Source organism: Deinococcus arboris, from assembly GCF_009755355.1.
In the GTDB taxonomy this organism is placed as follows: domain Bacteria; phylum Deinococcota; class Deinococci; order Deinococcales; family Deinococcaceae; genus Deinococcus; species Deinococcus betulae.
Genome location: NZ_WQLB01000015.1, coordinates 64,966 through 80,756 on the forward strand (window position 1 = coordinate 64,966; position 15,791 = coordinate 80,756).

Consider the following 15,791-nt stretch of genomic DNA (forward strand, 5'->3'; position numbering starts at 1 on the left):
CAGAAGGGCATCCAGTTAAGCCACGTCCACATATCTTCACCTCCTCGCGCGGCCCCTGCGGCGGCCCCGTCCGCCGCGCCCTCTGCCGTCAGTCCGCGGCCGACGCGCTTCGGTGTTCGCAGGTCTGCCAGAACAGCGCGATATAGGCGCGTGCACCTTCAAGCCAGGCGCTGCGCTGGTCCGGTGCGATGTCCAGTTCTCGGCAGAGGGCCAGTACATTGAGGCGGCGGATGCCCCACCATTTGCGCCGGAAGTAGGTCTGCACGGCGGCGTATCCCCCTAGCACACCGCCGTTGAACACCCGGTGCTGGGTGGCGTAGTGCAGGACACCCGGCATGAGGGCGTGTGCCGGACTCTCCCATACCAGGTCACGCACTTCGGCCAGTGTGTTGAACCGCACGTCGACGGCCGCCACCATGGTGTTGGGGCGGCCGACGATGCGGTAATGCGTTTCGTGGAAGTTGGGGTTGGAATGCGTGAGGCGAAAGTCCGTGCCGCGAAAGGCAGCGATAACCTGCTCGGGCTCGTCGTGAATCATGCCCACCTGAAGCGCACCTTGTGCGCGACTTTCTGCGCGGAGGACCCCTTGACGCGCTCTCAGCCCAGAACTGCCCAGCCTTCCGTGAAGCTGAGACACTGCAGGGCCTGGTCACCCAGCACCACCACATCGCCAGTGCGGGTGCTGCGCACCTGTTCCTTAGAGACCAGGCAGTGCACCCCAGGCTGCTCTGCCCAATGGCGCAGGCCAAGTGCGCCGTGCTGCGTCAGGCGAAATGCCATGTCAGCATCGAGACACGCCTCAATTTCTGCCACCTGCCGGAACCCTGCGGGCCATACGGCTCCGGGCTGCTCGGAGTGGAACACTTTCGCTGTCGTCACGTGACCTCCAGTCCTGAAGACACCTGGTGGAGCGCTGCCCCTGGTGTCATTGTCCAGCGCCGCTTCACGACACGCGAGCGAGGTTGCCTTCGCTCGAGGCCACGGCGTTTTGTCGGTTGGCCGCCAGGGGCATCACCCGCTGCGCCTCCACCTTGGTTTCGGTCTGACGCTGACCGCTACTTCCCTCCCAACTGGCGTTGACCAGCTTGCCGGTGACGACCACGCCTGCTCCCTTCTGCAGGTGCTGGAAGCGGCGGGCCAGTTGCCGCCACAAGGTGACATTGACCCAGTGCGTCTGCGACTGGGCCTGCCCCTGCCTGTTGGTGAACCGGTCAGACACGCCGAGTCGGAGTTCCGTCACCGGCTCACCCTGCCCCCGCATCTGCGCGTTGCGGCCCAGGTGACCGGCCACCATGACCTGGTTCATACCGAACGGGCCGTCCGGCGTGACGTCTAGGACCGAGAGCTGAAGGCCCTTGACCCGGAGCGCCCGCCGGATGCCCTCTGCCGTCGGCCACTCCTGATAGTCGAGCATGCCGTCCAGCATCACGGCTGTCCCCGCACCGCAGGCGCGTTGAGCCGCGTATTTGGCGGCGCCACCGGCCAACTCGAACCGGTGGTACCACTCCACGGTGCGCGGCCCGGCCTCCGTGAAGAGATCCTCCTGCCCGTGAATGGTGCCCCGCAAGATCGTCAGGCCGCCTGGGGTCTCGTGAATCTCAACGTCCTGTGTCAACCGCCCGGCCAATGTCACTCGATTCAGTCCCACCATGATGACCTCCTGGGGTGAGCTGCTGCCCACCCTCTCTCCGCCCTTGGACGCGGTACGCGTCCGACCTCTGCTGGCTTCACCGCCGCCCGACCCGGCCACGGTTGCGTTCCGGCCGCACGTAGTGCCCGGCGCCGACCGAGCTGTTCGCCGGCGCACTGCGCCGGGCAAAGGGCGAGGGCAACTTGTATTCCCAGGAGCCCAGGGGGGTCTGTGCGGACTGAAGCAGCGCTGCGCCAGTCGCCGAGTCCTGAAGGACGGTGCGGAGCGCGCGCGTTATCGCCCGCACTTCAGGTGCGCTGAGGAAGAGGGTGTCGCGGCCGCCGTGGAGCGTGAGGGTGACACATTGGTCGCTGGTCGCCACTTCCAGCGTGCCCTGGGCCAAGCGGTCGCGGCGGCCGCTGTCTGGGACCGAGAGCAGCATGAGCAGCGTGACCCCTTCGGCCCAAGTCAGCTGAACGTCGGCGCTGGGCGACAAGAGGGCCACGCCGTTCAAGAGACTGGCTACAACTTCAAGGGCAGGGGCTTGCTGCGCCGACCACACACAGCGCAGGCGACCGTCCAATTCTTCCAGCACCTCGCCAGTGGAGCCGCAGTACACCAGCACCCGCTCGGGCGCTTGCCGAAACACCGCGCCTGCCAGGGCCAGGGGGTCATGAACTGTGATGGAGCGTCCTGTGGCGTACTGCACTTCGAACTGTTTCCGCATAGTCCTACTCCGCGCGCGGAGCGCGCGACCCTGAATGGAGGGCGCCGACCTCTGGTGAGGCCGGCGCGCTGCTTACACTTCCGGAGCGCTAGGCTCCCCTTTCGATTTTCGGCTTCGGGGGGACCTTCCAGTGGTGCGGGCAGCGTGACCACCAGCCCGCCTTGCCTTACACAGTTGCTCGAATCTGACCGCGCCGGATGTCAACTCATCGACAGAAGCGGCCAACTCTGAATGCGGCCCCTCGTCGTTGACCACGGCGACGGCCCTGCTGCGCCACAGGGTGAAGCCAGGCGTCACTTCAATCAGCTCGTCACGGCGCCCGCCCTGTGCGCTGGGCAGTGCGTCCCGCAGATACACTGCTTCGAACACCTTGCTCCGGTATGCCTCGTCGTAGGCCGAGAGCAGGCGCTTGACCCGTCCAGCGTCACTCTTCACTGGTTGCAGCACTTCACTCAGCCGCACATAGTCTTTGCCGTCAATCTTCATGGCCTGACAGTACGTTGGACGTGGTTCTTCCCAATGGTCGAGCGCTCAGGATCGTCTGGCGATGAGCAAGCCATGAGAGATAAAGCTTTATAAAGTCAACTGATTGGCGAAGTGAAATGGAAAGTGGAGTGAAGAGGGCATGCACAGGCGCGGTGTCGGTGCAGTCCATGTATCTCTTGAGTTCTAGGATTAGCGCTTAAATGTAAAACTCGCATTCTGGCCTCGCATCCCCGCCTCTAGCCGCATTCGCTTAAAATGAGATAGAGATGAGTCGGGTTGCTGTGCGAACACTTCGCTTAAATCACGCAACGTGCTGCGCTATTCCGCTGAATGCTGGTCTCTCAAACCATGACAAAACCGCCCAGGACGGGCGGCTCTGTGGCTGGCAAGATTAGGCCGATCTGGGGGTAATTTGAGGCGTACGCGTGTCGACACAGTAGTGCTCAATGGGTTCCCCTTCCAGCCATGATGTGACCGCTTTTGGCACGTTTTCAATGACGTTGTAGACCCCTTTGTCCACCACTTCAATGATCATGCTGAAAATGGGCAGACCAGTTTGTTGCCGCTGGGCATCAAGGCCCCAGAGAGGACGGTAGGTGAGGTTAGCGAACGCCTGGCCAGCGTCCCGGGCGTGGAGAGTTGCATTCATGAACACGCCTTTGTTCGCATATTCCACCACCAGTGGCACATCGTCGCGAGGCCCGATCTCATCCGTCAACAATTCCCGTGGGCTGTTGTTTTGGAGCGCGTAAGCGATCATGGATTTCTGCCGCGCCGGGTCACCGACTGACACCCGCTTAGCAGCGCCCACGCAGGGGTGAGGTTTGACATCTGGCCCCAGCAATTCGTCGCTGGTATCCACCACAGAAAGCCGCTTGCCTTGAAGTTCAGCTCGCAGACGCATCAGGTCACGGAGGGTGGCCGTCTTACCCTTGAACGGCTCACCGACAATAGCTACACCTCTGGCCTGCCTGATGACAGGCCGCAGCGGCTCCAGCATACCCATGAGATACCGGCCTACACGGATGGAAATAGAGGTGTACTCGCCCCCTGCGTTGGTAGCCGCACTGAACCGGTGCAGGGTACCACCGATCCCCTGCCGTCCATCGGCTCTTGGGCGCCCCACGTTGTTCAGCACCAGCTCGATATCTGGTGCCGTAATCACCCGGTCAAAGGTCACGCTCAAGTCGTCCATCAGGACGGCAAAGTGTTGTCCCACATCAAGCGCTATGTCATCCACCAAGTGCATTCGGCCCTGAAGGTAGGGCTTAAGTTCATCAGGCAAGGCGTCGAGAATCATCTGATATTCGCGCGGTGTGGTCAGGTCAAGCACTGTCATAAATGGCCTCGGTAAATCAGAACCGCAGTGGGGTTCGTTTGAGTGCGGTGTAGGTGCCTAGCACCTTGGCGACGTAGGTCTGAGTTTCGGGAATGGGTGGAACTCCACCAGCTTGACGAACGCGGCCAGGTCCTGCGTTGTAGGCAGCGAGGGCCAAATTCCAGTCGTGAAAGGTGTCCCACTGGAGGCGGAGATAGCGCGCGGCGCCGTAGAGATTCTGATTGGGGTCGAAGGGCTCCTGCACCCCCATTTCCTGGGCGGTCGCGGGCATCAGCTGGCCTAACCCGAGTGCGCCGTCTTCGCTCACTGCGCGGGCGCAGTACTGGCTCTCGACCCAGATCAGGCTGACCAGTAAATCCGGATCCAGGCCAAAGGCCCTGGCCTGGAAAACGGTCATGCGGTGCAGCGTTTCTGGAACCACACCACAGGCCGACGCAGACGCGCACAGGGCACTGGTCAGGAGCGCGACCAGTGCCCTGCTCAGGCGTACGGGAACCTTACCCGTGGTCATCCGAGGTCAGCACAGTTCGGGGTGAGCGTGCTGTACGCAAGGAGGGGTCTCCAGACAAAGCCGACATATGCGGTGCCGGCATATTCAGGAGCCGCACCCCGACCAAGATGCGGTGAGCGACACTTAGACCCAATCCTGTGCCCAGCACCACCATCCCGATCAGGACCCCCAGCGCTCCACCTGAAAAAGCGGCCAGAAAGGCAAGGACCACGCATAGGGCGCAGAAGACGTCTGCCAGATAAAATCTTCGTTTCATTGCATCACCTCGCTTTCACCGTAGGCGGTTCCTGGTTCCGCCCAGGCGCCTTCATGGGCGTTTCAAGCGCTGCGCCAGCCACTGCTGGAGGTCTACAGGCGGGTTGGCCCGCGCGTTGCTCTTGACCCACTGAGCCAGCGAAGCCACCACCTTGGGATCACGAACCAGGCTGACGCTGACCGGGTCGCCTGGAAGGGGAACCTGTGTCAGGTTCGTGCCAACAAGAGCGAAGGCTTCGTCCACTACGACAAAGGGCACACTCTCAGCTGCATTGGTGATCTTAGGTGCGTACAACTTTGCCACCTGGGTGTCGTACCCGGCAAAGGCCACCTGCACCACCCGCTCATTCCGTCCACCCTTCTGGACGGCTTGTGGGGTCGTAATGATGACGGTCGCCACTTGGCGCACCAAGGCTTTCCGGTATGCCGAAGTGACATCGCTGTTCTGCATCGTCGGGGCGTAGATCAGCAGGGAATTTTGCGCCCGTTCAATTAATGTGGCAGCCTGCAAAACGGGAACCTGCATAGAGGTTTGGGCGCTGGCGGTAGGACTCAGCAGCAAGGTCAGGACAACACCAAATCGCTTCATTCTTCACTCCTCAGGCGGTGGGTTTTGAACACATCGAAGGCGTCGGCCGCTTCCTGGTCAGGGGTGACTGCCTCACTGCTCGGCCCCTCGTTGGACAGTAGGGGAGATGTGGTTTGGTCGGCGGGTTTCGAGGCCTTTTTTTGACTTCTGGCTGCTTTCGGTTTGTCGCCTTTCGGCGCAGGCCCTGACCTTCTGCGTTTGACGGTTCCTGCCTCTTCGGAGGTTTCCAGAGATTGAATGGAGACAGGGGCTTGCGGCGCAGTGGCTGGCGCTTCAGGCACCAAGGGTTGTGTTTCAGCTTGAAGCTGAGGCAGCGGCAGAAACAGGGTCAAGGGTGCTGCAGGAGTGTTGTTCCGCTTCTTGCTGACTGGTGGCGGAACGGGCGCAGCCTGGTCTAGCGCGGCCGTCAGGGCGATATCGTCGGCCTCCTGCTGCTGACGGTGCGCGGCTTCTTGCAGAAGAGTAGCGCCCCTGCTTTTGGGCTTGCTCCCCTTCGGACTCTTGCCACTGCCCTTGCTGATGTTGAGGACGCGGTGCTTGGGCAGAGGCAGTTGTGCTGCCGCTACTTCGCGGGTTTTGCCCCATCCGGTGGCTTCGCCGGCATTCTGTTGCGCCGCCTTCTCTCGGGCTTTTTCCACGGCTTCTCGCAGGCGCGCAGGATCGTTCAGGGGTACCACCACAAGGTTCCGGGTTCCTACCCTGCGGGTGGGTAATTCAGGCACTACGCCCAAGAGCTCGCGCAGATCGGTCGACGGCATGGCCAGAGTTTCAAATTCGTAGTAGGCCATAGCCTCTTGCCGCTGATCATCTGGAAGTGATTCACGAACAGGGTGGTGCTCAATATTCTGAGCCCGCTGGCGCATCCAGCGGACAATCGGGCCCACGACTTCCGAATCCAAGAACCGCTGCATCTTTGCTTCGCCCAGGAGGGCCTGACCAGTGTCTGTAATACGCAACTCTGTGCCTGCAGCCCCCCGAGCCAGCCATTTGCTCTGATCGACTAGGAAAGTCACTTGGTCTTCGGCTAAAGGGCTGGAGAATGAGGCGATTTCTATGTACACCTTATGGGGTGTGGACGCGCGAACCAGACGCACCTTGGCCCCTTGCTCCAAGGCGGCATCGGCCCAGGCGTGCAGCATGGCCTCTGGTGTATCGGGTAGCGTTTCTGATGTCATGGCGCGCCCTTTGAGCCGGAAGGTCGGGTCGGCCAGAAGCTGATCGGTGAGGACGCCTGGTGCAGTGTCTCCCATCACGTTGCGGTACACCTGCGCGATGCGGTTGGGCACGGACTTGCGGCCCCAGCGCCCGCCTTTGACCACCTCCAATGCGTCGTAACGCGGCAATTTAATGCGGACTGGCGGGCACCCCATCATGATCAGAACGCCCTCGTTTTTGGTGTATGTGGCGAACTCTTCTGGCGGCAAAAACGCCTGCTTCTCGACTTTGACCCCCTGGGTCCGCCGGGCGTTGAACGGGTTGGGCATCAGGGCGTCACGGGTCACGCCTTCCGTCGGGACTACGCGGGTGGTGGTCCCTAGAAGCTCCGACCAGTAAATGGCGTCTTTCCCGGTGATGCCGTAGGGAAGCAGGATGGTGTGGCCCATGACGTTGTCGGTCATGGCGGCATACAAGAGTTCCCCATAGACCAGGCGGCCCTGGCTGCTGTTCTGTACCCCCAAGGTCATACCGATGTTGCGCTCACGGTTTGTGCCGGTCGAACGGAGCATGTTGCCAATCTTTCCGAACGATGCAAACTCGTCGAAGAGGTATTCGACATGGATAGGGAGTACGCCGCCCACCCGCGCCGCCTCCTGCTGCCCTATGCGGTCAATCAGGCGCTTGATCAACTTGATCAGGGCCTCGCCGGACCCGTTTTCAATGTGCTCCTGCTCGATCCCGATATACAGAAGCGTGGGTTCCCGGAACACCTGATGCAGGTTGAGATTTCGTCCTGCGCTGCTTGTGGTGGCCCGTTCCAAGATGGGGTCAAAGAAGATTTTCAAGTCAGCCACCAGACTGCGGAGCATGTCCGCGTTGGCAGCCGCACTCCGGTCAAACAGCCCCTTCATGGCCTCTTTGATTTCTGGGTTGTTGGCGCTCTCTTGCTTGTACCAGTGCTCGAGCTCGGTTTTGGTGGACTGGGCCACGCGCAGCACTTCGCGGAAGGTCCGTTTGGACGGCACAGGGTGATTGGCCACCGCAAGCATGATGGACGCCAGCGTGTCGCGCGCCACGTTCTTGTAGTGCGCCCCAACCTCGTTTTGGTGCTCTGGCGGTGTGATCAGACTCTCGGCCACTTCCAGCGCTGTTTTCCGGTCCACCACCGCGTCTAGGAGGGGCATATGGAGCGTGTCTTCGCTGAATGGGGTGAACAGCTGAATATTGCGCCCCAGCCGGTGCCAGAACGCGATCATGTTGTAGAAACCGCGCTTGTTCGGGTATTTCAGGTCGAACAGGATGACGCTGTTGCCCTGGATCGCGTCTGTCATCAGCTGAGGAATAAACAGGCCTGAAGTCTTCCCGCCGCCAACCCCCGAAATGATGATGGTGTTGGTGCACCGGTCTTCAACCGGCGGCATCATCATTTTCAGCTTGGAAAGGTCAAATTTTTCGGGGCCTGCAGGCGCCATGAAATAGCCCATGTAGCCACTGCGCCGGTTTTCCGGGCGCTCCTGATCCCCCTCGGTGTAGAGCTTGATCTTGGCGTCTTCGGCCACGGCCCAGCGCTGCTGTCCGGGCATCTTCACGTTGGGGTTGGTGGCGTAACGTCCGAAGAGGCCAGCCGCCAGGGCCAGAGGCATGACGCTGGCGAGAAAAGGGACATAGGGAATGGCCCGTTCAAGGGCTTTATTGGCGCCCGGCGCGCAGGTGCCGTCGCCCAGGCAAGCGCCAAATACCAGGAGGGGGTGGGTGACATTGTAGGTGCGTCCCCAGCCCAGCTCCACCAATTGTTTCCCGATTTCTGCCATGGCGCGGACCAGTTCTGCGCAGCTGTAGATCAAGCCGCCGAGAAACAGCAGCACGCAGGCAATCATGCAGGCGACCAGCCACGCTGGCAGGTTTTTGAGCAGCACGTTCTCGACGTTGTGGCGCTTTTGTAGCATCTCCCTCTCCTTTCAAAGCAAGGAGGCGGGCCCTGGTTACAGGCCACCCGCCTCTCTGCGCTGGGGTTATTTCTTCCGGCCGGTTTGCCCTGCTTTGGCGCCGACAGCGGCAGTGGTGCCCCTGGTATCGCCGTGCGTGCCCTGGTTGCCCGTGTAGGCGGCCTTTGGGCCAGTCTGGCGGCCGTTGCTGGGGTGGAGGCGCGCCGCCGCGTCAGAGTAGGAGCCAGCGGCCGTGCGGCCCGGCGCATTGTCCACCGAGTTGCTCATGGCGTTGGCCAGACGGGCAGTGCCGTAAGCTTTACGGCCTGCCGCGCCTGCTGCGGTCGCGGCGCGCTCGCCCGCAGTCGCCGCGCCCACCAGCCCGCGGCCGCCAGACGCTGCCAGGGCCATTGCGGGTCTGGACGCTGCCGATGCTGGACCGCCGATGGCGCGGGCCACCGCAGCGGCCCCAACGGCCTGAATGCCGGAGACCGCTGAGTCGATGCCCGTACTGAGTGCCGTGGCGAAATACGCCGGTACACGCCGCAAGAACATGGCGCCCATCGCCTGGCCGATGATCAGGGAAATCACGAAGATGATGAAGCCCCGAATCATATTGAAGAAGCTCTGCAACCCGGAATTGATCTGCAGGAAGAAAGCCTTGATGCCGCTACAGGTGTAGTCACCGCCCAGCCATTTCGGAACCCCCAGCTCGTTGCCGGTGCCTGTGACATTCGACATGCACTGCACCATGGCGTCGCGGTACTGGTAGGCCAGAGCTTCCAACTGCGCCGTGTGGTTTTCGACCTGACGTGTCAGCACGTGTTGGGGGAATTGCACCGTCGTTTTGGCGGCCAAGACCATGACAAAGGGCGTCAGGAGGGCGGTCAGCCACGTTCCAAGTACGGCCATCAGGGTCCACTTCAGCATCTTGCCGTCGCTGATGCCCCAGGCCACCACGGCCAGCACCAGCGTGAACCCGGTCAGCACCAGGGTCAGCGCCGACCCCATGATGATCGCCACGTAAAGGGAGAAGAAGCCCAGAATCAGCAGATAGCCCAGTTGCACGATCCAACTGGCCTGATCCACCGGAGAGGTTTTGCGGGCCTGCATTTCGGCTGTGACGAGGCTCTGCACCGTCGCGTCGTCGAGGGGGTTGCCGGGATTGTGCCACTGGGCGGTGGTGATGACTTCCGCAATACCAGATGCGGCACCGGCGGCCATCAGGTACTTGTGGGCCGCCTCCGCCATGGCAGCTGTTCCAGGTTCAATCGCATTTTTAATGAGAGGGTTTGCGAGGCCTGAGGCCTTGTCGTAGATCGCCACCCAACCGCTTGAAGACAGATCGATGGCGGCCCATACGGGGCCATTGCCAGCGCGGGTACTGCTCATGAGGGCGAGCACGATCAGGGTCCGAATCATGGTCATGCCCACAACACCCCAGTTGCTGCGCAGGATGCCTTTGAAGAAGATCGTGTATAGGCCCAAGCCGCCGATTAGGTACTGGCCAAACAGGGCCAGGGAGCCGTAGATGTGATATTTCCCGATGTCTGCTGCAATCAATCTGAGCCAGTCGCCCGGATTCTGAATGTAGTCACTGAGATCCAGAGAGAGGCCGGGCGTGGCATTGACTGCATGGGCCTGACCTGCCCACATGGCCAGCAGCAGGCCCAGGATCGCCGCTGTCCTGCGGGACATCAGTTGCCCCGCAGAAGGTCACCAACAGAGGTGGAACTTGGTGTCGTAGGCGCTGTCAGATTGCTGATGGTGACCCCGGTGGACTCGATGGTCTGGGCCGTCTGGTCAGCGCGGGCCACCGACTGCGCTACCTGCTCCTCGACGATCTGCTGCCGGGCCTGAGCCTCACCTTTTTTCTTGGCGATGATGTCGCTGACCACGGCGCCCATGGTCTGGTTCGTGATGTCCATGCTGCGGGCCAGCTGGGCGAATTGAGCGGCCAGGGCCGCGTCGCTCATGGCGCGATTGTTCATGTCTTCCAGGATGATCTGGCCCAGCACCTGGACGCCGTCACGGGTGCTGTCGACCCCGTTCAGGGTGTTGCCCAGCTCAAGCGATTGACTGGCCACGTCCTTGGCACGGTCTTGAAGTGTTTCGGAGGTTTTAAGGGTCTCTTCCACAGTTTTGGCGCTGTCAGCCGTGTTTTGAAGCTGGACTTTGGTCTGTTCATCGGCCTGGAGACGCTGCACGGCGCTGTCGCGCTTCATCTGTTGCAACGTAGGGTTGAAGGCGATGGACGTGTCGACATCCTTGGTGCCCGGTTTCATGAACGCGCCGGAAGCGATGTATGCTTGCCCCTTATTGATTTCTGCCTTGATGGCGTCAATCTGGGCCTGCATGTCATTTAAAAAGCCATCTGGATTGATGCCCAAGGTATTGAAGCCCTGATCGGCCAGGCGCTGGAGCATCACGCCAGCGATATTTTTCATGTTGTCTTCGTTGAAGATGCGGTCGCTGATGGACTGTAGGTCAGTGAGCGAGGTCAGCCAGGCCTTGTTCCGCTTGTAAAAGTCGTAGGCGTTGCTGATCTGTGTGGGTGGGGTAATCCCTGTCGCCTGCACGGAGCTGCCCAGCAGAGCAGCGGTCAACATAAACAGCCGGGTCGTTTTCATAGGGTTTCTCCTTAGGCGGCCACGATGCCGGCCAGCGCTTTGGCCGCAGCCACTCGGTTGCCGCCGAGCCGCTCTGCGTACGCGGCCAGCCGGGTGGTGTCTTCCTGTTTGGTGGTTGTCAGCCAGTATTTGAAAGGGTGCAAATGGTTCTGAATCACGTCGCCCACCAGAACGCCGCTGCTCAACTCCAGAAGCGCCACGTATTCTCGGAAGTCGCGGCCGCCGCCCAGGCTGTTGATTGCATCGTGTGTCGCCGGGCTCAGTTTCAAGGCCTTGACAATTTCTTCGGCCTCTTCCTCAGACACGTTGCCGATCAGGCGCAGGGCACTGTTGTTGATGATGCCTTTGACTTTCATCAGGTCGCCGATTTCCTGCGTTATGGCAACTGGCCAGAAGCCAGCCGAACGGCCGACTTTGAACATGTTTGCCACGAAAGTGGCGGCCTCTTCGATCTCGGCCATGGCCCCCAGCTCTTCGAAGACGGGGTACTTGATGACCCCTGGGCTCTCTAGACCGCTGCGCCAGATCAGGTCAACCAGCAGAATCATGCCGATTCGCCGGAGTTCCCGTGCGGACTCCTCGCGCATGGCCGAGATGTCAAAGCAGGTGACGTCGGCCTGAACGCGAACGGTCGTCGGTCCGTCCATGAAAGGGCCCAGAGGCGAATTGCCGGTGAAGGCCCCCAGGCGAGCGGCCAGCGTTTTGATGGCCTGCTGCATGGTGTCGTCGGGTGCGACGCCGGCCACAGTGGGCAGGTTCCGCATGATGCGCACGAAGTCTGAGAGGTAAAAAGGCTTGTAATACTCCGTCAGTTCTTCCATCCCTGGAATGCTGCCCACGGCCAGTGCATACGCTGATTCAATGGCGCTGGTGAGGATGGTGTAGTCCAGAGGTCCCAGGCCTCCACTGGACATCAGCATGGCTTTGAACATGCCCATCAGCAGGTTGCGTTTATCGGATGACGGCCGCACCTCGCCAACAGGCAAGTCGAACATGTTGATGCGGACATGATCGCCGTTGGGGAGCTTGGCCCCAGGTCGAATGGTGATTACTTCGCCTTCAACGGCCTGTACCAGCGTCTTGTAATCCTCTTTGAGGTCGAGAATATAGACTCGGCCCTTGAGTGCACAAACATTGAGCAGCATCGTCATGTTGAGGTTGGATTTGCCGCTGCCTGCGCCCCCGAGGATGAACGTGCCCGAGTTGTTCGTGCCCACGGCTTGATTGATTGGAGTCAAGCCGCCCTGACGATTGCGAAAGACCACCAGGGGGTCTTCTGTGCCGATCCAGGACCCAACCTGCGGGATCAGCGCTGCGACGTTCAGGGTGCGTCCGTCAAACAGATACTGGTTGTTCTGGCCGTTGAATGGCTCCAGAAGTTCGTACTGTTTGATGTTTTCCACGTTGCCAATGCGGGCAATGGCACCGCCCACCTGACCCATTTCAGTTCGCGCCCGCCGGGTGCTGTCGTGAAGCTGCTCAATGGTCTTGGCGTAAATCACCATAGCCACGCCAAACAGCACCATCTTGTCGTGACCACGCGTAAGGTTGTAGAGCGCTTCCTGCATCTCGTCGTTGATGGCTTGATTGGCCGATCCGCCGCCATCTTCAATGCTGTTTTTGGCGCCTTCTGCCTTGTAAGACAGTGCTGCTTTCTTGGTGGTGGGGTTCACCATCACGAAGTCGATCATGAGGAAGAAATCCACTTCACGCATGACTGTCAGCAGGTGCTCCAGCATCCCGCTCTGGGTGCCACCGTCCTCGATTTCCGTCCAACTGACCACATTGACCAGGTGGCTGCCGACGACGAGAAATCCGGGATTGGATTTGTCGACCGAAGATTCAGACATCTGGCGTCGGGGCGACGGCAGGTCATGATTGGGATTTCCTTGGAGTTCGCGGGCACCCAGGGCGCCCGTGGGGACCACACTCCGGAACGGCTTTGCCATGCGCCCGAATTGCCGGTTGCGGTACTTGTAGATGAGGTCGGCGATGTCTTGGGACTGCATGCGCAGAGGGCTCCAGCCGGCCGCGTCCAAGGCCGTGCCCAGACGATTGGCAAAGGCATTGGCGTAGTCCGTCATCAGGTCTCGTTCCCGTTCCGATAAACTCCGCCCCTTGGGAATCTTGCGGTCGAGCTTGACCAGAAGGTAGTAGCGCAGCACCTTGAGCTCTCCGGCCTTTCGGGCGCGGGTAAGGCTCGCATTGTCGGCCTCGATCACTTCGCTCAGGACGCTGGCGTCTTGGGGGACGGCCAAGGTGCAGCGCCTCAGTTCCCACTCCTCCAGATCGGCGTTGTCCACAATGAACCGTCCCCGTGCACCTACGGGGAGCGCCCGGCTGAGCAGCACGTTGAGGGTGTGTTTGATGGCGTCACGCCGAACACCGTCCACCAAGAGTGATGGCGGCAGGAACACCTCAAAGCCAATCTCGGATGTACCGTTCCGGGCAAAGTGCACGTTCTTATGAATGCCCAGCATGACGGACTTCTCAGTCCAGCTGGACGGGCGATGGGGCACGAGCCGACTTCGGAGCATCGCAATTAGAGACATGGATTTACCGTAGGAGCTTTCTGGTTGGCCCCAAGAACAAAGCCGACCCGTTGCTGGTAACGGGTCGGCTGCACTGTTGGACTTAAGGCTGGGCGGGGTGCAACGCCTTGGGGCGCTGAGGTGAGGCCAGGTGCCTGGGCACCGCGAGTGGCAGGGGATGACTGTCGTTGGTGACCGAGAAAACCATCGGCGTCGTCATGTAGTAGTAGAGGTTCTGGATGTAACGTTTGGGCACGGCCCGCTCATACGTGGCAATGGCGAGATAGGTCGCCACGACCACCCCCAGGAGGATAGCCAGCAGTGGAATGCCCTGGACCACGCCGCCAATCAGCAGGAAGACCACCGTGCCGACGCCAGCGGATTTTCCAAGTTTGGGCCAGGTAATGCCAAACCGCCATTCGGGCTCCTGATCAAAGCGGTAGATCCGGTCATATTCCATAACGCCCTCTACTTACGGTGAATTACAGCCCGCACTGGGGGGGCACGATGCCGAGGTTCTTGCCCAGCGGAATAGCCTGCAGTGACAAAATGCCCCCCACGATGCCCACCGCGCAGGTGGCCCAGCCGTTGCGCATGCGGGCTAGACCCATCACGAAGCCGATGATCGCCATCCCGAAGAAGATGATCCGCACCAGAATTGAGCTGACGAAAGACGCGACCCAGCCACAGCCGATCTTGCCCTGTGACTCAAAGGTGCTGTCGAAAGGGTTGGTGGGCCCCCCAGTGTTGCTTGCTCCAGCAACACACACCATCAACAAGATAGACAAAATGCCCAGCCAGATGACGAGGGTAAGGGGAGAGACGCCCAACTTCTGGCTGAACTGGGTGAAGCGACTGCGAACCATGTGTGCGTACATATTTCCTCCACGTTCGCGCCCGAGGCGAACTCCCTGACCGTAGGAGGATTCAGGTTCCCGCCGCGTCACCCTCCCGCTCTATTGCCGAAGAAGGGTGAGCGGTGGGCAGAACTTGGCCGCACCTAGGCTGCCGGTATGACAGAAGACACGCAGCCGCATTTCGTTTACGACCAGGAGCAGATCAACACGCTCCGGCCTCAGATTGCCGCTCACGGGCTCGAGCTTCCTGAAGATCCCAACAGCCCGGACTTCGCAACGGTTATCGAAGCCCTCAAAGGCCGTGATCCTCAGCTGGCTATCCAGGCCTCCCTGGCCCGGGTAGACGATGCCGAACTTCACTCGTCCGTGCTGCTTCAGGAACAGGCGGCCGCGCTTCAGGGCCGGGAGAATTTCATTGAGCGTGTCACCAGACGGTTTTCCCGCAAAACCACGAATGGCGCGCCAGTCGTCGATATGCGAATGGTCGGGGCAGCCGCCGCGGGCGTGGCCATTCTTGGGCTGGGTGCCTTGATGTTTCTGCCCAAGTCGGCTTCAAAGACCGCCGCGAAACCTATGCCCCAGACCGCAGAGACGCCCTCAGGAGAATCAGGTCAGACCGCGACAGCACCCTCTGGACTACCGCAGTATCCTTCGCAGACCACCAGTCCACTCCAGCCACCTCCACAGGGGCAGGGCACCGCGCCTACGGCGTCCGCTGTGGCACCTACAGCATCTGACTTGAACACACCGTCCTATTCCTCACCGGCCTACGATGATTCCAGCTCGTCTTACACCCCTCCTGCTGCTTCGACGGCCTATGCGCCCCCGCCCACTTCCGTTTACACGCCCCCCCCCAGCAGCGCTGCGGTGCCAGACAGCAGCTACAACGACGTTTCAAGTGCCCGGATGCCTGATCCGGTCGCGCCGGTCACCGTAACGGCGGCGACCCCTCCGTCCTCTACATCGACACCACCACAGACCGCCGTGAACTGGGACGATATCTACGGGCAGACAGCTGCTTCCGGCGTACCCGTTCACGTGGCCGAGCCGTCCACTGCCACAGTTGCGGCGCCGTCAACAGCCGTGCCGACCACTCAGCCAGGCCGTGAAGCGGTGGCAGCGCCTGCAAAGCCCAGCATCAACGTCGTTTACG

Annotated in this window: 14 protein-coding genes; all 14 read right to left on the minus strand. The window is 61.0% G+C overall.

All coding sequences use genetic code 11. The features are described from left to right. Positions 1-88: 88 nt before the first annotated feature. Positions 89-538, minus strand: a complete 450-nt coding sequence (locus GO986_RS12250) for a hypothetical protein (protein ID WP_157459592.1) — start codon at positions 536-538, stop codon at positions 89-91. A 59-nt stretch (positions 539-597) separates the two neighbouring features. Next, complete coding sequence (locus tag GO986_RS12255) at positions 598-780, minus strand: hypothetical protein (protein WP_157459593.1); 183 nt, start codon at positions 778-780, stop codon at positions 598-600. A gap of 163 nt (positions 781-943) precedes the next feature. Then, a complete protein-coding gene (gene ssb / locus GO986_RS12260) occupies positions 944-1,651 on the minus strand; it encodes a single-stranded DNA-binding protein (RefSeq protein WP_157459594.1) in 708 nt (235 codons plus the stop codon). A 76-nt stretch (positions 1,652-1,727) separates the two neighbouring features. After that, positions 1,728-2,357, minus strand: coding sequence for a hypothetical protein (locus tag GO986_RS12265; protein ID WP_157459595.1), 630 nt, complete (start codon positions 2,355-2,357; stop codon positions 1,728-1,730). A 72-nt stretch (positions 2,358-2,429) separates the two neighbouring features. After that, positions 2,430-2,843, minus strand: coding sequence for a hypothetical protein (locus tag GO986_RS12270; RefSeq protein WP_157459596.1), 414 nt, complete (start codon positions 2,841-2,843; stop codon positions 2,430-2,432). A gap of 391 nt (positions 2,844-3,234) precedes the next feature. Further along, entirely contained in the window at positions 3,235-4,182 is a 948-nt protein-coding gene (locus GO986_RS12275; protein ID WP_157459597.1) for an AAA family ATPase, read from the minus strand. 16 nt (positions 4,183-4,198) lie between these two features. Further along, positions 4,199-4,579 (minus strand): lytic transglycosylase domain-containing protein, encoded by a 381-nt coding sequence (locus GO986_RS12280; protein WP_198170632.1) that lies wholly within the window; start codon positions 4,577-4,579, stop codon positions 4,199-4,201. A gap of 421 nt (positions 4,580-5,000) precedes the next feature. Continuing rightward, positions 5,001-5,537 (minus strand): phospholipase D-like domain-containing protein, encoded by a 537-nt coding sequence (locus tag GO986_RS12285; RefSeq protein ID WP_157459599.1) that lies wholly within the window; start codon positions 5,535-5,537, stop codon positions 5,001-5,003. Next, entirely contained in the window at positions 5,534-8,641 is a 3,108-nt protein-coding gene (locus GO986_RS12290; RefSeq protein ID WP_157459600.1) for a type IV secretory system conjugative DNA transfer family protein, read from the minus strand. The genes GO986_RS12285 and GO986_RS12290 overlap by 4 nt, the downstream gene beginning before the upstream one ends. Positions 8,642-8,707: 66 nt before the next feature. Beyond that, on the minus strand, positions 8,708-10,318 hold the full coding sequence (locus GO986_RS12295; RefSeq protein WP_157459601.1) for a hypothetical protein: 1,611 nt from the start codon (positions 10,316-10,318) through the stop codon (positions 8,708-8,710). Then, positions 10,318-11,250, minus strand: a complete 933-nt coding sequence (locus tag GO986_RS12300; protein WP_157459602.1) for a hypothetical protein — start codon at positions 11,248-11,250, stop codon at positions 10,318-10,320. The genes GO986_RS12295 and GO986_RS12300 overlap by 1 nt, the downstream gene beginning before the upstream one ends. An 11-nt stretch (positions 11,251-11,261) precedes the next feature. Then, positions 11,262-13,730 (minus strand): VirB4 family type IV secretion system protein, encoded by a 2,469-nt coding sequence (locus GO986_RS12305; RefSeq protein ID WP_198170634.1) that lies wholly within the window; start codon positions 13,728-13,730, stop codon positions 11,262-11,264. Between the two features lie 154 nt (positions 13,731-13,884). After that, positions 13,885-14,241, minus strand: coding sequence for a hypothetical protein (locus GO986_RS12310; protein ID WP_157459604.1), 357 nt, complete (start codon positions 14,239-14,241; stop codon positions 13,885-13,887). A 22-nt stretch (positions 14,242-14,263) separates the two neighbouring features. Then, on the minus strand, positions 14,264-14,659 hold the full coding sequence (locus tag GO986_RS12315; protein WP_157459605.1) for a hypothetical protein: 396 nt from the start codon (positions 14,657-14,659) through the stop codon (positions 14,264-14,266). Positions 14,660-15,791: the final 1,132 nt, after the last annotated feature.